15 protein-coding genes and 1 pseudogene are annotated in these 21,252 nt (G+C 40.8%); 7 read left to right on the top strand and 9 right to left on the bottom strand.

Annotation, left to right across the window (positions count from 1 at the left end; genetic code table 11):
* Nucleotides 1–113 (top strand): annotated as a pseudogene (locus AM629_RS23370) (IS982 family transposase); the annotation flags it as partial.
* A gap of 256 nt (nucleotides 114–369) precedes the next feature.
* Nucleotides 370–1,674: an NAD(P)/FAD-dependent oxidoreductase gene (locus AM629_RS09115; RefSeq protein WP_054478218.1), complete on the top strand. Its 1,305-nt coding sequence runs from the start codon at nucleotides 370–372 to the stop codon at nucleotides 1,672–1,674.
* Between the two features lie 160 nt (nucleotides 1,675–1,834).
* On the opposite strand, the gene AM629_RS09120 is transcribed toward AM629_RS09115, so the two are convergent.
* From AM629_RS09120 to mfd, 5 genes are all read right to left on the bottom strand, one after another.
* Entirely contained in the window at nucleotides 1,835–3,502 is a 1,668-nt protein-coding gene (locus AM629_RS09120; RefSeq protein WP_054478219.1) for a S8 family peptidase, read from the bottom strand.
* Between the two features lie 192 nt (nucleotides 3,503–3,694).
* Nucleotides 3,695–4,123, bottom strand: a complete 429-nt coding sequence (locus AM629_RS09125) for an N-acetyltransferase (RefSeq protein WP_054478220.1) — start codon at nucleotides 4,121–4,123, stop codon at nucleotides 3,695–3,697.
* A 123-nt stretch (nucleotides 4,124–4,246) separates the two neighbouring features.
* Nucleotides 4,247–5,092 carry a TauD/TfdA family dioxygenase gene (locus tag AM629_RS09130; protein WP_054478224.1) on the bottom strand — a complete coding sequence of 282 codons (846 nt, stop codon included), beginning with the start codon at nucleotides 5,090–5,092 and terminating at the stop codon, nucleotides 4,247–4,249.
* Between the two features lie 12 nt (nucleotides 5,093–5,104).
* Nucleotides 5,105–6,082: an L-tyrosine isonitrile synthase gene (gene pvcA / locus AM629_RS09135; RefSeq protein WP_054478225.1), complete on the bottom strand. Its 978-nt coding sequence runs from the start codon at nucleotides 6,080–6,082 to the stop codon at nucleotides 5,105–5,107.
* A 795-nt stretch (nucleotides 6,083–6,877) separates the two neighbouring features.
* The gene (mfd, locus tag AM629_RS09140) at nucleotides 6,878–10,327 is read right to left on the bottom strand and encodes a transcription-repair coupling factor (protein ID WP_054478228.1); all 3,450 of its coding nucleotides are present in this window, start codon (nucleotides 10,325–10,327) and stop codon (nucleotides 6,878–6,880) included.
* 198 nt (nucleotides 10,328–10,525) lie between these two features.
* On the opposite strand from mfd, the gene lolC reads away from it, so the two are divergent.
* The 5 genes from lolC to pepT all read left to right on the top strand — a co-directional run bounded on the left by lolC (nucleotide 10,526) and on the right by pepT (nucleotide 15,927).
* Nucleotides 10,526–11,728: a lipoprotein-releasing ABC transporter permease subunit LolC gene (lolC, locus tag AM629_RS09145; RefSeq protein ID WP_054478229.1), complete on the top strand. Its 1,203-nt coding sequence runs from the start codon at nucleotides 10,526–10,528 to the stop codon at nucleotides 11,726–11,728.
* Nucleotides 11,721–12,425 carry a lipoprotein-releasing ABC transporter ATP-binding protein LolD gene (gene lolD, locus AM629_RS09150; RefSeq protein ID WP_054478231.1) on the top strand — a complete coding sequence of 235 codons (705 nt, stop codon included), beginning with the start codon at nucleotides 11,721–11,723 and terminating at the stop codon, nucleotides 12,423–12,425. Before lolC ends, lolD begins: the two co-directional genes overlap by 8 nt.
* The gene (gene lolE, locus AM629_RS09155; protein ID WP_054478233.1) at nucleotides 12,425–13,672 is read left to right on the top strand and encodes a lipoprotein-releasing ABC transporter permease subunit LolE; all 1,248 of its coding nucleotides are present in this window, start codon (nucleotides 12,425–12,427) and stop codon (nucleotides 13,670–13,672) included. Before lolD ends, lolE begins: the two co-directional genes overlap by 1 nt.
* A 93-nt stretch (nucleotides 13,673–13,765) precedes the next feature.
* Entirely contained in the window at nucleotides 13,766–14,608 is an 843-nt protein-coding gene (cobB, locus tag AM629_RS09160; protein ID WP_054478237.1) for a Sir2 family NAD+-dependent deacetylase, read from the top strand.
* 56 nt (nucleotides 14,609–14,664) lie between these two features.
* Complete coding sequence (gene pepT / locus AM629_RS09165; RefSeq protein WP_054478238.1) at nucleotides 14,665–15,927, top strand: peptidase T; 1,263 nt, start codon at nucleotides 14,665–14,667, stop codon at nucleotides 15,925–15,927.
* A gap of 224 nt (nucleotides 15,928–16,151) precedes the next feature.
* On the opposite strand, the gene AM629_RS09170 is transcribed toward pepT, so the two are convergent.
* From AM629_RS09170 to purB, 4 genes are all read right to left on the bottom strand, one after another.
* Complete coding sequence (locus tag AM629_RS09170; protein WP_054478240.1) at nucleotides 16,152–17,273, bottom strand: ribosomal protein uL16 3-hydroxylase; 1,122 nt, start codon at nucleotides 17,271–17,273, stop codon at nucleotides 16,152–16,154.
* Between the two features lie 83 nt (nucleotides 17,274–17,356).
* Nucleotides 17,357–18,820 (bottom strand): two-component system sensor histidine kinase PhoQ, encoded by a 1,464-nt coding sequence (phoQ, locus tag AM629_RS09175; protein WP_083451909.1) that lies wholly within the window; start codon nucleotides 18,818–18,820, stop codon nucleotides 17,357–17,359.
* A gap of 19 nt (nucleotides 18,821–18,839) precedes the next feature.
* Entirely contained in the window at nucleotides 18,840–19,508 is a 669-nt protein-coding gene (gene phoP / locus AM629_RS09180) for a two-component system response regulator PhoP (RefSeq protein ID WP_054478241.1), read from the bottom strand.
* A gap of 366 nt (nucleotides 19,509–19,874) precedes the next feature.
* Nucleotides 19,875–21,245, bottom strand: a complete 1,371-nt coding sequence (gene purB, locus AM629_RS09185; protein ID WP_054478243.1) for an adenylosuccinate lyase — start codon at nucleotides 21,243–21,245, stop codon at nucleotides 19,875–19,877.
* Between the last annotated feature and the right edge of the window lie 7 nt (nucleotides 21,246–21,252).

Consider the following 21,252-nt stretch of genomic DNA (forward strand, 5'->3'; position numbering starts at 1 on the left):
TAAGAGGATTTATGTTGACCGTTTTAGGTGGACTGATTGCTTACTGCCTTAAATTGAAAAAACCATCACTGAAAGTTTTCTACTCAGAAGAAGATTTCTCAATGACGGCTTAAGCAGAATTCGGGTTAAATAGGAAAATGAGACAAATGAGGGATGAACCGAACCAGCTGAAAATAAATTGACAATTTCTGTGATTGATGTTTATTTATTCAAAAGAATTTAATGTCACTCAATTTTGGTATGACCAACTAACCAGTCGTGATATTCTGTAACTATCACATCAGTTATTTATATAAAAATAAATGTTATTTAAGGGCATTACTTTAATGTCCTTAAATAACATTTTGTTTACATTTTAGTGGAGTAGTCATGACAACACCAAAGAAGAGAATTGTGATCATTGGTGGAGGTGCTGGTGGTTTGGAACTGGCAACCAGTCTGGGGCATAAGCTGGGACGCAAAAAGAAAGCAGAAATTGTGCTGGTGGATCGTAACCAAAGCCATTTGTGGAAGCCGCTATTACATGAAGTTGCGACAGGATCATTGGACGATGGTGTTGATGCATTGAGTTATCTGGCTCATGCCCGTAACCACTGTTTCAATTTCCAATTAGGGACTTTGACCGATATTCACCGTGATACCAAAAAGATTTCTTTGGCTGAGATCCGAGGTGAATATAACGAGATACTGGTTCCTGAGCGTGAATTGAGTTATGACATTCTGGTTATGGCCTTGGGCAGTAAATCTAATGATTTTGGTACGCAGGGTGTGAAAGATAACTGTATCTTCCTGGATAACCCACAACAAGCTCATCGTTTTCATAATGAAATGCTGAATCTGTTTCTTAAGTATTCTGCCAGCGGTAATCAGCAAGATAAAGTTAATATTGCGATTGTTGGTGGTGGTGCGACAGGCGTTGAGCTGTCGGCGGAATTACATAATGCAGTAAAACAGCTTAATAGTTATGGTTTTGAGGGGCTTAATTCAGAAGCGCTAAACGTTACGTTAGTAGAGGCTGGAGAGCGTATTTTGCCGGCATTGCCAGTACGTATTTCTGCTGCGGCACATCAAGAGCTGACAAAACTTGGCGTTCACGTATTAACTAAAACCATGGTGACCAGTGCTGATGAGTATGGGTTGAATACCAAAGAGGGTGAGCTGATTAAAGCTGATCTAATGGTGTGGGCTGCTGGCATCAAGGCACCGGATTTTATGAAAGATATTGCTGGTCTTGAAACTAACCGGATTAATCAACTGGTGGTGAAGCCGACGTTGCAAACGACATTTGATGACCATATTTTTGCAATTGGCGATTGTGCATCATGCTCGAAGAAAGAGGGTGGTTTTGTTCCACCAAGAGCACAGGCGGCTCACCAAATGGCCAGCCGTTGTCATAGCAATATTATTGCGTTGCTGAATGACAAGCCGTTAAAAGAGTATGTTTATAAAGATCATGGTTCTTTGGTTTCATTATCTAAATTCAGTACGGTTGGTAGTCTAATGGGCAATCTGATGCGTGGCTCAATGATGATAGAAGGGCGTGTGGCGCGTGCAGTCTATATTTCTTTATACCGTATGCATCAGGTAGCTTTACATGGTTATGTTAAAACTGGCTTGATGATGTTAGTGGGTGGAATTAACCGTGTAATTCGTCCACGATTAAAATTGCATTAATTATTTATACCCAATAGATTTCAAGTTGCAGTGCGGCGGCAAGTGAACGCAGCCAACAAAGAGGCAACTTGAAAGATAACAGGTATAGTTGATAAGGCTACCTGCGATAGCTGGTAGCCTTTATAGGGCATGACTTTTTTACTTGAAATAATCTACTTAATTAAGAAAATAGACGATCCATTAGTTTGAAAGCATTTTCGACATTCGGACGCGAGCCGATTCCCTGTGGTTCTCCTATTGTAAAACCACTGTTTTTAACCAATGTCGCTATTTGAGAGCAATTAAGATATTTATGATATTTTAATTTTGCATAAGACTGAATGAGTGCTAGTGCGCCTGAAACTAAAGGTGTTGCACTGGATGTCCCATTATAACTACGAGTGTAGTTTCTATTATTTCCGGGTAGGCGTTGTAAGTTTGAATATCCAGTGGTTGTGACATTTTCACCCCAGGAATTTAAACTGGTATAGAGATTATGATTGGAAAAGCCTAACCTGTGTCCATTAATTGATGTACAGGCACCGATCATAATACCACCATGATCTCCATAATTAGGGAAAGTGAAGTCATAGGCTAAATTAATACCACTATTACCAGAAGCAAAAATAATGATTGCCCCTGCGTCGGCACAACTTTTTATTTTTTGCCAATTAGATGCTAGATAGGTAAAAGGATAATATCTATTATTGGCTACAATTTGAATATTTAAACTAATAATATCTCCTGGTAAAAAGCTATATATAATTCTATCAAAATCATCGACGTCATAAAAACGGAATTGACATTCGTGAGCAATACCAGTTACACCGAATTTATTATCCTTTGCGGAAATACAGCCGGTGGCGGCTGTGCCGTGATTACAATCTTGTGTTTCTGGGCGACTATTGATAACTGTAATATTACCAATTAGATCTTCATGGTTTCTGTAAACACCAAAATCAAGGTGGTGTACAGTGATACCTTGACCTTTATAACCTTTATTCCAGGCATTTCGGATATTCATACCATTGTGCTCATTTAAATATCCCTGTAGATATGAAAAATCAGGTGTAGTGATATCAATAGTGAATTCGGAGGGGATCTTTTGTGCTAAAAGCAAAGGAGGTGGGGGCATATTTTTCAGCTCAGGAATGAGAGAGCAAAACTCGACATAATCCAGTTTCTCCAGCTCATTGGCTAACTTGACTAAATCAGAATGACTAATATCTGCGTTTATCTTGTAAAGATAAGTTAATTTACTAAATTCTGGAGTTTTCCATATTTTTTTATCAAAATCTTCTTTATCAAAAACCGGCCTTATGTCTATTTTATGCTTAAATGAATTAAAAATAGGTAATATATCCATTCTTTCGGCTTCAAATCTTTTTAATCCATCGGCAGAAAACATGATCTCAAGATGGTACTTCAAATTATCATTTAGAATATGGTTGTTTCCTTTTAGAGAGACAATTCTATCTTTAGATGAAATTTGTTTCGGAGGGATATGGTTGATATTAATATCATTACTTACATTTTTATTTATTTCATCTATTTCTTTATCTATATCAAATAGCAGGTCTGATTCTTTTATTTCTATGTTTTCTGGTGTAAGGTTTTTAATAGTTTTACCATCTTTCATGATAGTAGTTTCTATTATATAATTTGCGGGTTTAAGTGAAGTAAAACAGGCGAGTTGATTATCTTCACTGTAACATTCATATATCTCTTTTTTGGTTAAGTTGGTTAATATATATTTTATTACTGTATGTTTATCCATTTCACCATGACATTTAAGATATAGATTTCCGTCAAATTTTGCAGATTTAAAATACTCAAGAGATATGGACATGGTTATTTTCCTCTTTAGTGTTAATTTCCTCCTTAGTATAACTATAGTTGGTTATTTAAAATTATTATTATTTCTCAGTCCATAGAGAGTGATCGGACCATCTATATTGATTATTGCTGAGTGTGATTTATAAATAAATTTATAATCTATCAGGAAATAAATTTATTATTTCCTGAGATCTGATTGAAAAGGTCAGGTTCTAATATATTCCATTAATAACGCAGGGTAACCTGTATTTTTATCTATTATTTTTTCTTTTTCTGAGAAACCACAGTTAAGATAGAAATGGATGGAGTTTATATTTTGGCAATAAACCTCTAATTCCAGCTTATCCCGTAGATTTTTTGCATAGTTGATAAGTTGTTTACCGATACCTTTTCCTTGCTCTGATGGTGCAACAAAGATCGCAGCAATATTATTTTCATATAGGCTGAAAAAACCTATTACAGAACCTTGATTTTCATATACATAATTTTCTGATAATGGAATATAAATATCACGCATATCATCTACTTTGCTTTTCCAGAAATCAGCATCAATAAATTTGTGGGAAATCAATGATGCTGATAGCCAGATGTGCAGAATAGAATCCATATCCTGTGTGTTAAAAGGGCGGATCATTCTTGACTCCCGGTAGATTGATTTTGGCTGGTATTATATTGCAAAAACAAAAGGCCAGCGTACTACAATGGGAGTTGGGAGTCAAAGTAATAATCTTTCCAGTTCTTCGTCCGTATAAAAATATTATGATCTTAACGCTTGATTATTAAAGACCGGATCAGATTGAATGTGGATTCTCTGTAAATGCCGTTCTGATTTGGAAGTAAATCCTTCACGTCCATGCAGTAGAGAGAAATTATCCACAATCACGAGATCACCTTTTTGCCAGGCATGAGCATATAAGTGACGATTGTCGTACAGTATATTTATAAAATCTTGCTGGAATTTATCTACCTGATCGGAGTTGATATTATGGTATTCAATAGCATGTTTATTAAGGAATTTTTCACCATCTACTGCTGGCTCGTTATATCTGATAACGAATCCGTTTCCGTCTGGATGCTCTTCTAATAGAGGGGAATGAACTTCTCCACCATAATGAGTGACTTTATTAATACGATAAGTAACAGATATATTTTTCCATTGTTCTAATTGCTGTTGGGTAGCATTAGCAATAACACGACGGGTATTGACAAAGGTTGTCCTGCCTCCTTGGTCACTTTCAGGTGCATGGGCACAATGGAACATAATAAATTCGGGAATTGTCGGTTTATACATACCATCCCAGTGAAGTGGCATATAGGTGTTATCAAAGACATGGTCGGTAGCATCTTGGTGTTCACGGACATCTAAGATGGCACCAAATGGCCACATCATTATTTCTCCCCAACTACGGGCATATTCTTCGTATTTTTCGCGATCGGATAAGTTAGATTTGAAACCACGCAATATAAGCAGATTATGTTTTTTAGTCAGTTCTCTTAGTTGTTCTATTGGTAGAGAATCAATATGTTGATCGGAATATTGCGGTGTGATTTTTAGACCAAAAGGTATGATCTCTTCTGTCTGAAATTTATTTAATTCTGTCATTATCTTTTTCCTTTAAATTACATAATGGCTGGGTTTTCCATGAATATTGACTAATTTTCCGCCCATCATCTGAACTTCTTTGTGTTTCATAAGTATAAATTGCCCATTTACATTGGCTGCGACACCATGCCAAGGGGTTAACCAGTCATCCCGGGTTGGCATCATATGAATACCGAATTTAATACTGTCTGCTGGTTGAGGATGAATAGACAGACGTATAGATTTTGGGAAATGAGTATCTAATAAACTTCCCCATGCCCAGCTTCGTTGAATAACACCGATAGCTCTTTGTTTGGCATCTTTTTGCAAGGCATTGTTTGATCCGGTATAACCAGGTAATAAGCTGTCTTCATATAAAAAGCGGGTGACTGCACGATACAGTTGCAATCCATCATTATTTTGTAACAATTCATCTTTGATGGATTCTTCAGAGCGGGCGTAATGTTTTACTAGCATATCTCTCTGTAAGTTAAAATTATCGCTATGCTCGCAGAGTTCCTTATCATCGTTGAGATTAAATGTACCTAAATTGATAGCACCCATTTCATGGAGTAATTGTTTAATATCTTCATGATATTGGCTGATAACGTCGTCTTTGACACGAATTAGATCACCGAAAACATGTCCGTCAGAACAAATGATAATACGTGCACCAGGAGGATAATAAAGCTGGATACGTTGGCATAGAGAATTAAGAAAACTCAAAGACAAGCGTTCTGCCATATCGGGAGCGGTACCAAGTACTTTATTTTTGTTTGGCGATTTGGTTGGGAATGCGGGTAAAATAAATTCTATAGGCTTTTTATTTTTGATAAAATATTCAATTCTAGGTAATTGTACACCTTTAATGATTTCTTCTTCCAGAGCTAAATCTCTTTCTGAATCGGTTAGGTGTCGGCGATATTGCAACAACTCATGCAGAATTTGCATCGAAATACTTTTAGAGGAAATTTTATCGGAAGTGATATTATTATTAGTGACACTTTGCATAATGACTATTTCTCATATTTGTTATAAATGTCTATTATTTTTTCTTAACAGATAAATAACGGTTTAACTAATTGGTATAGACGAAGTGTAAGATAATGCAATTAAAAGATAATATAATATTTAGGAATATATAATAATTTATTTTCTAATAAACAATATGTTTGAATATGATTTTTATAATTACTCAATATATTTGATTGATTGTTACAATAAGGCACAGTTTCACAATATTATTAGCCTATTAGATAACTGGTACGATCACTATAATAGAATGGTAACTTAAGCTAAATTTAGGTGCGTGGAATGAAATGATTGAACGGTCTTATATCGGTGTTCTAGTAAAATTGCGCTTAAATAATGAGGCTAAGAGGCATCTTTTTTCTAGTTATTATCTTGGGTTATATAATATTACTTATACATAAGTAAAAAAAATAATTATAACAGGATAGAGTTAATATAAATTAAAATGGCCCATTGTTAAATAGGATTGATAATATGGGTTGTTATTACGAGCATGACTATATCTGATTGGTATTTCATGGGAATTAATCTTTTTCTTAATCTAATCAAGGTGATAATTCTGCCTAAGTATGAATATTGCATATAATTTTAATCTCAAAAGATACTGATGGATAAGTTACATCACAATTATCCAATATTCCATAGATCAATATTGGTTTCACTTATTTTACAGAGTTACATGGAACAAATGGGTAGTTTAAGTTTTGCAAAGCGAATTGCCGCACTTCCCCCACAGACTGATAATCAATCATGACGGGGGAAGTGAAAAATGACTTAGGAGTTGACCTGATGCTGTTCAAAAGCATTCAGTAACTGTTGGATAAATTCCAGACGTGATGTCCTTTCGTTTAAGTCCGTAATGAATTTCAGTTTTACAGGGCCATCCAGTCGGTAAATTTCAGGCTGTTTTTGTAATAGACTAATCAGATAAGTTGGATCAACTTTATTTTTTTCACTAAACTCGATGAATCCGCCTTTCTCATGGGCTTCTATTCGCTTAATACCTAATTTCTGAGCTGACAGGCGAGTTGTGGCTGATTGTAATAAGTGGCGTCCTGCATCAGGTAATGTGCCAAATCGGTCTATCAATTCAACTTTTAATTCTGCTAATTCCGATTCGTCTCTGGCACTGGCAATCCGTTTGTAGAAAGACAAGCGCATATTAACATCAGGAATATAATCATCAGGTAACAAGACAGGCATGCGTAATTCAACATCAGTCTGGCTATTTGTTAAGTCTTCAAGTGAAGGTTCACGACCCGCTTTTAGTGCATCGACAGCGCTTTCCAATAGCTCCATATAGAGTGTGAAGCCAATAGTTGTCATCTGGCCGCTTTGTTCTTCACCAAGTAGTTCTCCGGCTCCACGGATTTCAAGGTCATGAGTGGCTAGTGCAAAACCTGCACCTAAATCCTCAAGCGAAGCGATTGCTTCCAGACGTTTATGGGCATCGACTGTCATTGCTTTCGGATGTGGAGTCAGAAGATAAGCATAAGCCTGATGATGAGAACGTCCAACACGTCCACGCAGTTGATGCAATTGAGCAAGGCCGAAATGGTCAGCACGTTCAATAATGATGGTATTGGCACTTGGAATATCAATGCCAGTCTCAATAATCGTAGTACAGATCAGAACATTAAATCGTTGATGATGGAAATCGGTCATTACCCGTTCTAAATCTCGTTCACGCATCTGACCATGGCCAATGGCGATCCGTGCTTCTGGTACCAACTCTTCAAGACGTAGTTTGGTTTTCTCAATATTCTCAACATCATTGTAAAGATAGTAAACTTGACCACCGCGCAAGATTTCACGCAGTATTGCCTCTCGAACGACCAGGCTGTCATATTCACGGACGAATGTTTTGACTGCCAGACGGCGGGCGGGAGGTGTTGAAATGATTGAGAGATCCCGCATGCTACTCATTGCCATATTGAGCGTCCGCGGAATGGGGGTTGCGGTAAGCGTCAAAATGTCGACGTCCGCACGCATGGCTTTAATCTGCTCTTTGTGACGTACACCAAACCGGTGCTCCTCATCGACAATTAACAAACCAAGATCTTTCCAGCGCAGGTTACTTTGCAGTAATTTATGAGTACCGATGATAATGTCTACTTTACCAGCGGCTGCCATTTCAACCACTTGCTGTTGCTCTTTTGCGCTGCGAAAGCGGGATATCATCTCAATACGTATAGGCCAATTAGCAAAACGGTCACGGAAATTGTCAAAATGTTGCTGGGCCAGAAGCGTTGTCGGAACCAGTACAGCCACTTGTTTATCATTATGGACGGCCAGAAATGCGGAGCGCATAGCAACTTCAGTTTTACCAAATCCCACATCACCGCAAATTAGGCGATCCATTGCTATTGGCTGACGCATATCATTTAGAACGGCGTTGATAGCCTGTTCTTGATCTGGCGTAGTTTCAAATGGGAAGCTTTGGCAGAATAATTGGTATTGTTCCTGATCATGCTTAAATGCAAATCCTGGTTTTACGGCACGGTGAGCATAAATATCGAGCAGTTCGGCGGCGACATCACGTACTTTTTCAGCCGCTTTCAGGCGGGCCTTGCTCCATGTCTCTCCACCCAATTTATGTAATGGGGCGTTTTCATCTGCACCACCTGCGTAGCGACTAATCAGATGCAGTGAAGACACAGGGACATAGAGTTTGTCATCACCAGCATAGCTCAATATCAAGTATTCTGCTTTAATGCTACCTGCTTCGAGAGTGGTTAATCCCTGATAACGGCCAACACCATGTTCCAGATGGACGACTGGCTGGCTGGGGCGTAATTCTGCAAGGTTACGGATCAGGGTATCGGTATTAATAGTACGGCGAGTATCCTGATGGCGGCGGACAACACGCTCCCCAAGCATATCACTTTCACAGATCAGAGTAAGTTCATTCTTGTTATCAATAAAACCATGTTCAGCTGCACCAATCATTAAAAAGTGACCCGGTTCCTGAGCTTCATCCAGTTTACTGATTTTAATTGGTTTAATCTTTATCCGTGACAATAATTCTTGCAATGTTTCTTTGCGGCCTTCGCTCTCAACGGAGAAAATAACACGGCCACTGAATTGCTCAAGGAAACGGCGAAGTTTATCCAGCGGTGCTTTATTTTGTGCGACAATAGATAGATCAGGTAGTCGTTGATAATCAAGATTTGTATGGCTGGCTTTTTTACTAAGTTCTTCCGTTTTGAGTTGAATACGAGGCCAATTTTTCAGTTCAGAGAACAGCTTATCAGCTGGAAGCCAAAGTTCTTCCGGTGGTAAAAGCGGTCGCATTGGATCAATTTTACGATTCACAAAACGCTGTTGAACATCTTGCCAGAAGCGCTCAGTAGAGCTGTTGACTTCTTGGCTGATAATAATCAAGGTATTATCTGGTAGATAATCAAACAACGAGGGCAAGGGTTGTTTGAAAAACAGCGGTTGCCAATATTCTATCCCGGCTGGTAACGTGCCTTTACTAACTTGCTGATAAATGTGCTCACTATCACGACGGACTTCGAAACGTTCCCGCCACTGGCTGCGAAACAGTTCAATAGTTTCTTTATCTGTTGGAAATTCATGAGCAGGTAATAAGTTGATTTGCTTGACCTCAGTTAGCGTGCGCTGACTGTCAACATCAAAAATTCGCAGGCTATCAATGTCATCATCGAAAAAATCGATACGATAAGGATGCTCGCTTCCCATTGGAAAAAGGTCAAGCAATGCGCCTCGGGTGGCAAATTCACCATGTTCGAGAACCTGTTCAACGCTGCGATAGCCCGCCTGTTCCAGTTCAGCGCGGAGTTTATTCCGTGAGAGCTTTTGTCCTTTATGCATAACCAATGCATGCCCGTGAAGATATTCATGTGGGCAAACCCGCTGCATTAAGGTGTTTACCGGCAGGATTAAAACACCCTTGGTTACCGTTGGCAGACGATAAAGTGTAGACAGGCGGTTGGAAATAATTTCCTGATGAGGAGAAAAACTGTCATAGGGCAGTGTTTCCCAGTCAGAAAGTATATTGATAGGACAGTCGGTAAACTGATGGACTTCATCATGCAGACGTAAAGCGTTTTGCATATCCTTGGTTATCAGTACGACAGGACCTTGATGGCGTTCGACAATTTCAGCACACTCTACAGCATAGGCTGCGCCAGTGAGCCGACCTAACTGGCGGCTATCACCGCAGCGTTCAGGAAGTTCATAACGGTATTTTGAGGACATAAGCGTTAATGTGTTCTCTATGATTCAGCCCATTCCCAACAGATTTTTTGACCTATAATGGTCTTAAAATAAACACGCTGGCAGGTTGAGAAAAAATAAAAAAAACCACAGATTTGGGCGTTGGTGGTTCCATAAAGTATAGCTACCCTTTATTATCCCCGAACACTTTGCTTTGGCAACAGGGGCGTAACAGATTTCATGTTTCAGTCTGTCTCATTATTTATAGGTTTGCGGTATATGCGTGGCCGTGCGGCTGACAAATTTGGTCGGTTTGTTTCATGGCTGTCAACAATCGGTATTACTCTTGGTGTCGCCGCATTAATCACTGTATTGTCAGTGATGAATGGTTTTGAGCGTTCATTGGAAACCAGTATTCTTGGCTTGATGCCGCAGGCTGTTGTGACGTCGGCAAGTGGTTCTCTAGATCCCGTACAACATCCTGCTAGTGAACTTTCGAACCTAGAGCAAGTCAACAGGATTACACCATTGGTTATGGGCGACGTTGTATTGCAAAGCGCCCGTAATGTCGGTGTGGGTGTGATGTTGGGTATTACTTCAGATGAGTATGAACCACTGACTGAATACTTGGTTAACACTGCTCGCTATCAACTTGAACCCGGCAGTTATCATGCTATTTTGGGCGAAAAGTTGGCGGTGGAGCTTGGAGTAAAACGCGGAGATCGAGTTCGCCTGATGGTGCCAGGTGCAAGCCAATTGACACCAATGGGGCGTATTCCGAGTCAACGTTTGTTTATGATTGTGGGTACTTTTGCTTCTAACAGTGAAGTAGATGGCACACAGATTCTGGTGAATCAACAAGATGCTGCCCGTTTGATGCGTTACCCGCAGGATAATATTACTGGCTGGCGTCTCTATCTCAAAGAACCGTTGGCGGTGGATCGCTTGAGCTTGCAAACCATGCCTGAAGGGTTGTTATGGAAAGATTGGCGTGAACGTAAAGGTGAATTTTTCCAGGCTGTAAGGATGGAAAAAAACATGATGGGTTTATTGTTGAGTCTGATTATTGCTGTGGCTGCATTCAATATCATTACTTCTCTTGGTTTACTGGTGATGGAAAAACAGGGTGAAGTGGCGATTTTGCAAACCCAGGGACTGACACGCCGTCAGGTCATGGCGATTTTTATGATCCAAGGAGCGGGTGCCGGGATTATCGGTACATTATTGGGAACTGGGCTTGGTGTTCTGCTTTCGAGCCAGCTTAATAACTTAATGCCACTTATTGGCCTGTTGACTTCAGGTGTTGAGTTACCTGTTGCTATTGAGCCATTGCAAGTCGCTACAATTGCAATTTCAGCGATAGTTATTGCCCTATTATCTACGTTATATCCTTCCTGGCGTGCCGCTGCCACCCAACCTGCTGAGGCTTTGCGTTATGAATAATCAACCATTATTGCTGTGTAATAATCTGTGTAAAAAATATCAAGAAGGGCAAGTACTGACCGAAGTACTGAAAAATGTCACTTTTGCTATCAATCAGGGCGAAATGATGGCGATTGTAGGAAGTTCGGGGTCAGGTAAGAGTACGCTATTGCATTTGCTTGGTGGATTGGATACACCGACTTCCGGTGACGTTTTGTTTAAAGGGGAGTCTCTGAATAAAATGTCTTCCAGAGCCAGAGCAGAATTGCGCAATCATGAATTAGGCTTTATTTATCAGTTTCACCACCTGTTGCCAGATTTTAACGCGATAGAAAATGTGGCTATGCCGCTGCTGATTGGCGGTAAAAATCGGAATCAAGCACAGAAGAAAGCGTTGGAAATGTTGGCTGCGGTTGGTCTGGAGAAGCGTGCTCATCACCGCCAATCAGAATTATCGGGTGGTGAACGTCAGCGTGTGGCGATTGCCAGAGCATTAGTTAATGAACCTTCTTTAGTTTTGGCTGATGAACCCACTGGCAACCTTGATTTACGTAATGCAGATAGTATTTTTGAGTTACTGGGTAAACTTAACTGGCAGCAGGGAACCGGGTTTTTGGTGGTTACCCATGATTTGAAACTTGCCAGCAAATTGGATCGTCAGGTAGAGATGCGTGACGGCTATTTGCAAGATGAATTGACCCTGACGAGGGCATTGTAATGGCAAATTTGCCTCTTTCTCTAGTTACTGCTCTTCGATTCAGCCGGGGGCGCCGTCGTGGTGGAATGGTATCCCTGATTTCGGTGATCTCTACTTTGGGGATTATGCTTGGTGTCGCGGTCTTGATTATTGGCTTGAGTGCCATGAACGGTTTTGAGCGGGAATTGAGGAACCGGATACTTTCCGTTGTTCCTCATGGTGAAATCTATGCGGTTAATCAGCCTCTTGAACGGTGGCAATCTGCATTAGGACGGGTGAAAAACACAGCTGGTGTGGTTGCGGCTTCACCTTATATTACTTTCACTGGATTGATGGAAAAAGGCGCTAGTCTACATGCCGTTCAGGTAAGAGGTGTTGATTTAGTCACAGAGGCTCAGGTTAGTTCATTACCAACGTTTGTGCAGGATAATGCATGGCAACACTTTCAGGCGGGTCATCAGCAGGTCATTTTGGGGCAAGGGGTTGCTAATGCTTTGAAGGTTAAACAGGGTGATTGGCTGACTGTTATGATCCCAAACAACGATCCAGAGATGAAACTGTTGCAACCAAAGCGGATTCGTTTACAGGTCAGCGGGATTTTTCAACTGAGTGGCTTACTTGATCATAGTCTGGCTTTGATTCCCTTGGCTGATGCACAGCAATATCTGGATTATGACCAAGGTATCACTGGAATTGCTATTAAAGTTGATGATGTGTTTGCTGCCAATCAGCGAGTAAGGGCGGCTGGAGAAGCATCACAGGAATATGTCTATATCAGCAGTTGGATAAGAAATTACGGCTATATGTATCAGGATATTCAGATGGTACGCAGCATTATGTATCTGGCTATGATTCTGGTGATTGGTGTGGCGTGTTTCAATATCGTTTCTACCTTGGTTATGGCGGTAAAAGATAAAAGCAGGGATATTGCTATCTTACGAACACTGGGAGCAAAAGATGGACAAATCAGAGCGGTTTTTCTCTGGTACGGATTACTGACGGGGATGACAGGCAGTATTGCAGGTGCTGTAGTCGGAATATTAGCATCACTTAATCTGACTTCACTTATCCATGGGCTGGAAAAGCTGATCGGCCATCAATTCCTCTCCGGTGATGTTTACTTCATCGATTTCTTACCATCAGAGTTACATAGCATGGATGTTTTGTTCGTTTTAGCGACTGCGCTGATTTTGAGTTTGCTGGCAAGTTGGTATCCGGCAAGACGGGCAAGCAGGCTTGATCCGGCACAGATTTTAAGTGGGAGATAATAAACCTATTATTGGCATCAGCTGAACAAAAGCGCTATGGTGTAAAGGAAACAGAAACTTAAGCATTATTGAGAAATCTTAAAGGAAATCAGTATGCGTGTTCGTAGTCGGCTTTGTCGGTTTCGTAAGGTTAAGCGTTTGAGGCATCAGCGATTTCGTAGCCGAATTTTCTATAGGGATAATCGATTGGCATTTGATATGAAAAAACCTTATGTAGTGGTATTGACTGGTGCGGGTATTTCAGCTGAATCGGGCATTCGGACTTTCCGTTCTTCTGATGGGTTGTGGGAAGAACATCGGGTGGAAGATGTTGCTACACCTGAAGGTTTTCAGAAAGATCCAGACTTGGTACAGGCGTTTTATAATGCCCGGCGGCGTCAACTACAACAACCGGACATAAAGCCGAACACAGCGCATTATGCTTTAGCCGCGCTGGAGCACGAACTGGGTGACCATTTTCTGTTGATTACTCAGAATATTGATAATCTTCATGAACGGGCAGGTAGTTGTCGTACGGTACATATGCATGGTGAGTTACTTAAGATCCGTTGCTGCCAATCTGGGCAAGTGTTTGAATGGACAGGTGCATTGGCTACAGATGAGCGTTGTCATTGCTGTCAGTTCCCATCACCGTTGCGTCCACATATTGTTTGGTTTGGTGAAATGCCTTTGGGTATGGAAGAGATCTATTCTGCACTGGCTCAGGCAGATATTTTCATTGCGATCGGCACCTCCGGGCATGTTTATCCTGCGGCTGGATTTGTGCATGAAGCTAAACTATCAGGCGCACATACGGTGGAATTGAATCTGGAACCAAGTCAGGTAGAAAGCCTATTTGATGAAAAGCACTATGGACCAGCCAGTAAAATAGTGGATGAGTATGTCCAAAGGTTAATTGATAAGATAAAAGAATTTAAAGCTGATTTGACGCAATAATTATTGTGTTTCTCTTCCTCATAATGGACAGCTAAAGTCCCGGGGGGAAGAGAACAATGGACAGATTATTAGAGCGTTTTTTTAAATATATTTCTTTTGATACTCAGTCAAAACTGTCAGCGAAAACCATTCCTAGCAGTAATGGTCAGCTTAAACTTGCCAAGGCATTGAAGCAGGAGCTAATAGAGCTGGGTTTCTCTAATGTGGTACAAAGTGAACATGGCTGTGTAATGGCAACATTACCGGCTAATACACCGTGGCCTGTACCGGTTATCGGCTTTATTGCCCATCTTGATACTTCGCCAGATTTTTCTGGAAAAAATGTGAACCCACAAATGTTGGAAAATTATCGGGGGGGTGACATCGCTTTAGGATGCGGTGATGAAGTGTTATCGCCAGTTATGTTTCCTGTATTGCATAGTATGTTAGGAAAAACGCTGATTACCACAGATGGTAGAACACTGCTTGGTGCCGATGATAAAGCGGGTATTGCAGAGATCATTACGGCCATGGTTCGCCTGAAGAATAGCAATATTTTACATGGTGATATTCGAATAGCGTTTACACCTGACGAAGAGATAGGTAAGGGAGCACGTTATTTTGATATTGATTCATTTGATGCTGAGTGGGCGTATACCGTTGATGGTGGTGGTGTGGGTGAATTAGCATTTGAAAATTTTAATGCGGCGGTAGTAACAGTCAAGATTGTTGGCAATAATATTCATTCTGGTAATGCCAAAGGGGTCATGATTAATGCTTTGTCGCTGGCAATCTGCATTCATCAGGAATTGCCATCAGGAGAAACGCCGGAACATACGGATGGATATGAAGGCTTTTATCATCTGCAACGAATTAAAGGTACGGTAGAGCGTGCTGAAATGCATTATATCATTCGTGATTTTGATCGAAATAATTTCGAAGAACGTAAAAAAAAGATGATCAAAGTTGCTGAAAAAGCAGGTAAGGGGTTACATCCTGATTGTTATATCGAACTGACTATCGATGACAATTATTACAATATGCACGATGAAGTTATCAAATATCCACATGTTATTGAGATTGCAAAACAGGCAATGCTGGATTGTGATATTGAACCCATCATTAAGCCTATTCGTGGTGGTACTAATGGAGCACAATTGTCATTTCGTGGTTTGCCTTGTCCGAATATATTTATGGGGGGATATAATTATCATGGTAAACATGAATTTGTTTCGCTGGAAGGAATGGAACAAGCTGTAAGTGTCGTTATGCGTATTGCTGAATTGACCGCTCTGTTGTCTAAAAAAATTGGGAAAAATTCAGGAGTTTTGCAGCATTAGCTAATTTGCCCCAGTATGAATAGACAAAAAAGAAACATGGAAATAATTAATTAAATTTAATATTCATCGGGTTGATATAGAGATAATTAATGCAACCTTTAGGAATTGCCTCTTAATCAGGAGGTTTGATTAAGAGGCAGTGAATTAATAATTGGGTTAGATGTTAAACAGAATTAATGGACTTTTGAACGATTCCGTTTAAATTTACCTCTTGTAGTGATGTATCAATCATTAAAGTACCAGTAACCACTGTTTATTAATGCCGTGAGCAGGCTGATAAAACGAACATCATCTATCGCTTCACCAAGCATTTCGGCATTAATTTCATAGTGGTGGCAAAGAATGTCAGCAGCATTAAGATGAGGTGTATCTATTAATTCTCCGTTAACAAAGCATTGATCACCGATTCTTATAACCCGTAATCCATTAAGACGATGGAGATTTTCGCCTTGTTTCATTAATTCATAAATTTCATTACTTTCATAAGGTGGTTCTGGTGGGGCAATATCAAGCTCATGCCGTGACTGAGAGATAAATTCACCAAACCATTGTTGGAAAGTTTCGGGTTGTGTCAATAATTCACTCATCATTGAGTGTAGTGCGGATAGCTCATCTTTTTGCACCAATGCCGGATTGTCGCGTAAAGTCAGATTGGGATCACTGTAGCGATAGCCACCTAAATCATTAGCCAGTAGGTAATCAGCAAAACTACTGAATAGCTCACGGGTATTGGGTGCACGAAAACCAACTGAATAATTCAGTGAATCTTCAGTGGCGTAGCCTTCATGTGGAAATCCGGGTGGAATATAGAGAATATCACCTGGCTCCATCTCTTCATCGATGATGGCATCAAATGAATCGACTTGTAGCAGATCAGGATGAGGGCAGTGTTGCTTCATTGGCACTTTCTCCCCAATGCGCCAGCGACGGCGTCCCATTCCCTGGATGATAAATACATCGTATTGGTCAAGATGTGGGCCAACACCCCCGCCAGGAACGGAGAAAGAGACCATCAGATCGTCCATGCGCCAGTCAGATAGCGCACGGAATGGTTGCATTAATGCAGAGGAGGGATGATGCCAGTGGTTAACCGCCTGTACCAGTAATGACCAATCTTTTTCACCTAAATGATCGTAACTTTCGAATGGACCATGGGAAACATCCCAACGGCCATTTTTCTGACTGACCAAGCGGCAATCAACTTCATTTTCCATAGCCAAGCCGGCCAGTTCATCGGGAGTAAGGGGATCAATGAATTGACGAAAACCTTGTTTAATCAGCAGAGGTCGTTTTTGCCAATGATTTTGTAAAAACGCCTGCCAGTCCAGATTCAACTGATAGTCCATAGTGACATCCTGAGTTGAGGTGAGTTTTAGGATATTATAACGAAATAGTTAAATTGAGTATCAGACTACACAGGCATATTTGGTTAATCGTCATCATTAACTTGCTGGCAACGGAATATAACGCAAATTCTGGCGCCGCCAAGCGGACTGTCACTGATACTGATATCTCCTTTATATTGCTCAATGATTTCAGAAGCAATGGATAATCCAAGCCCCTGACCCGGTTGTAAGGTATCGACACGTTGACCCCGCTGGAAAATCATTTCCCGTTTATTAATATGGACACCAGGTCCATCGTCATCAACAATGATCATTACCGAATTATGATCCATAGTTGCGGAGATCTCGACAAATTCAAGGCAATACTTACAGGCATTTTCCAGGACATTGCCCATGACTTCCATAAAGTCATTTTTTTCACCAAGCCAGGTGATTTCCGGCGATACATCTAACGTGAGACTGACGCCTTTGCGTTGATAGACTTTTGTTAAAGCGCTGCACAAACTATCCAGTAAAGCTGGAACAGAAGAAACTTCCCGCATAATGATGCTATGATCACCGCGCATACTGGCCCGGTGCAAATAGTAACCTATCTGCTGAGAAATACGGCCTATTTGTTCAAGCATGATAGGTTCTGCCTGTTCAATGGTCATCTGCTTACTGCTGCGTAAAGAACGGAGAGTTGATTGTAAAACAGCTAGCGGTGTTTTCAGGCTGTGTGTCAGATCGGCCAGTGTTGTGCGGTATTTTGTATAGCGGTTGCGTTCATTATTGAGCAGAACATTAAGGTTACGAACCAATCCCCGTAGCTCAGTCGGTGGATTCTCATCCAATTTTTCTCGCTCACCTTTTTCTAATGAGCCGACCTGATGAATAAGCGATTTGATTGGCCGTAAACTCCAGTGAGCAGCCAGCCAGATTAATGGAATAACCAGAATAAGGTTGGCAATCAATACATAGCCGAACCATTCCCACACCAGAACTGTTTTCTGTAAGTCCTGTGGAATGGTATCAATCACTACGATAGTCAATTCTGGCAGATGTGTTGTCGAATGATATCTATTAACGGAAACGGAATGGGTTAGCTCGTTATCTTCATTTTCGTTGAGAGTATTAAGTTTGCCTAATTGCCCCTGCATATTGGTCGAGTCTTTTAACAAGTCTCGGCTGCTTTTCAGGTCAGTATCCAGTTCATATAAACCATCTTCCTTCAACCATTCACTCGGGATAGATCTTTCTACTTTTGGGATATGGCGTTGACGCCAAAGGATAGTGCCTTTGTTGTTATAAATCAGAACTAATGACGGGTTATTTAGTGTGAAATTGGGTGGTACTGAAATATCCAGCTTATTGTTGTTCCACTGAGCAAGGCTGAAAAACAAGTTACTCTGACTACGTAATAGTGTATAAGCGGTTTTGTCAAAACTGACCAGGTAACCGACAATAGCAACAATACCATAAGACATTGTCAGAGCCAGAATGACTGCGGCAGTCGCCATTAGAAACCGGGTACGGAGTGAAAAAGGTTGCTTTTTACGTTTAAGCACTTTTTTGCACATTAAAATTTTATACATCAAAGCGATAGCCTTGGCTGCGAACAGTCACGATAGCTTCATAAGGCCAAATATCTTGTATTTTCTTTCTTAACCGTCCGATTAAAACATCAATGGAATGGCCTTCGCGCAGTTCAGCATCGGAATATAATTGACGCATTAATGACTCTTTAGTGACAATTTTGTCGCTATTGCACATCAATATTTCAACAATTTTATATTCAAAAGCCGTCAGTTTGACACTTTCACCATAAATTGTTAATTCTTTGCGTGACAGATCAATTCTGAACGGGGGAAATTCAATAATTTGGGAAACCAGCCCATTATTACGGCGCAGGAGTGCCTGCATACGGGCAATGATTTCCTCAAGATGAAATGGCTTGGTGACATAGTCATCCGCCCCTGCATCAAGAACGGTGACTTTTTCCTGCCAGCTTTCACGAGCGGTCAGAACAAGAATAGGAAGTTTCTCATCTTTCTGGCGCCAGCGACGGATCAGACTCAAACCGTCTTCTCCGGGCAAACCAAGGTCAACGATAGCGATATCGGGTTCGCTCTCTGCCAGATAGTAATCAGCTTCTTTAGCATTTGCGGCAGCATCAACCAGATGACCCGTGTCACGAAGTTGTACCGTTAAATGGTGGCGTAATAACATATTGTCTTCAACAATCAATATCCGCATGGAATATTCCTTCTAAACTCCAGCAAGCAGTATATGATAACAGGTCATTAAGACTGTTATATACCTGTTATCTTTCAAGTTGCCTCTTTGTTGGCTGCACTCACTCACCCCGGTCACAGAGTTATCTCTGCTCCCGGGGATACGCTCCCTTGCCGTCTCGATGCATCTTGAAATCTATTGGGTATTATAGACAAAATTGCTCGCAAAAAATTCAATACAATAGACTTCACCAAACATGTTAGATACATGGATATGTAACAGCAAGACGTCAAGTGGAAATATAGAATATAACTTTAATGTGTGTTTGGGATTGGTTTATATAAGAGTAGTAACAGACGGATGTTTTATCCGTCTGTGGAATATCGATTACTTCAATTCATCAACCAGAGTAATTGCACGGCCAATATAATTTGCCGGTGTCATTGCTTTCAGGCGTGTTTTCTCTTCTTCGGGTAAATCTAGTCCATCGATAAAGGTCTTCATCCCTTCAGCATTGACACGTTTACCGCGGGTGAGTTCTTTGAGTTTCTCATAAGGCTTTTCGATACCATAGCGACGCATAACTGTCTGGATGGGTTCAGCAAGTACTTCCCAATTCTGATCCAACTCATCTAGCAGGTGTTGTTTATTGACTTCCAGCTTATTTAAACCTTTCATCGTCGATTGATAAGCAATCAGAGCGTATCCCAGACCAACACCAAGGTTACGCAAGACGGTTGAATCTGTCAGATCACGCTGCCAGCGGGAAACGGGTAATTTACTGGACAGATGACCCAATACCGCATTTGCCAGCCCCAGATTACCTTCGGAGTTTTCAAAATCAATTGGGTTGACTTTGTGTGGCATAGTGGAAGAACCGATTTCGCCGGCAACTGTTTTCTGTTTGAAATGGTTAAGCGCGATGTAACCCCAAGTGTCACGGTTGAAATCGATTAGAATTGTGTTGAAACGAGCGATAGAATCGAACAATTCAGCAATATAATCATGAGGTTCGATTTGAGTCGTGTATGGATTCCATTTGATGCCAAGTGAAGTCACAAAAGTTTCACTGAACTGATGCCAGTCAACCTGTGGGTAAGCGGCTATATGGGCATTATAGTTACCTACTGCACCATTGATTTTGCCTAATATTTCGATTTGTTCCAGTTGGCGATACTGGCGTTCCATTCGGTGAGCGACGTTTGCAAACTCTTTACCTACAGTGGAAGGAGTAGCCGGTTGGCCGTGAGTACGAGATAACAGAGGTAAGTCTCGATATTCACCCGCCATTTTTTTGATGGTATCAATTATCTGACGCCATTGCGGTAAAAGTACCTCTTCACGGGCTGTTTGCAGCATCAGCGCATAAGACAGGTTGTTGATATCCTCAGAAGTACAAGCAAAGTGAATAAATTCGGAAACTTTATGTAGTGCAGGAATATGTGCAATTTTTTCTTTCAGAAAATATTCCACTGCTTTGACATCGTGGTTAGTGGTGCGTTCGATAGTTTTGATACGCATTGCATCCTGTTCATTGAAATTTTCGATAATTCCATCCAGGTAAGCGTTTGCGTCTGCATCAAAAGCAGGGACTTCTTTAATTTCAGCACATTCTGCCAGTTCTTGCAGCCAACGTACTTCAACCTGCACGCGGAATTTCAATAAGCCAAACTCACTAAAAATGGCACGTAATACGCTGACTTTGTTGCCGTAACGGCCGTCAATTGGAGAAATAGCAGTCAGTGAGGATAATTCCATTGGTAGC

Source organism: Photorhabdus heterorhabditis, from assembly GCF_001280945.1.
Classification (GTDB): domain Bacteria; phylum Pseudomonadota; class Gammaproteobacteria; order Enterobacterales; family Enterobacteriaceae; genus Photorhabdus; species Photorhabdus heterorhabditis.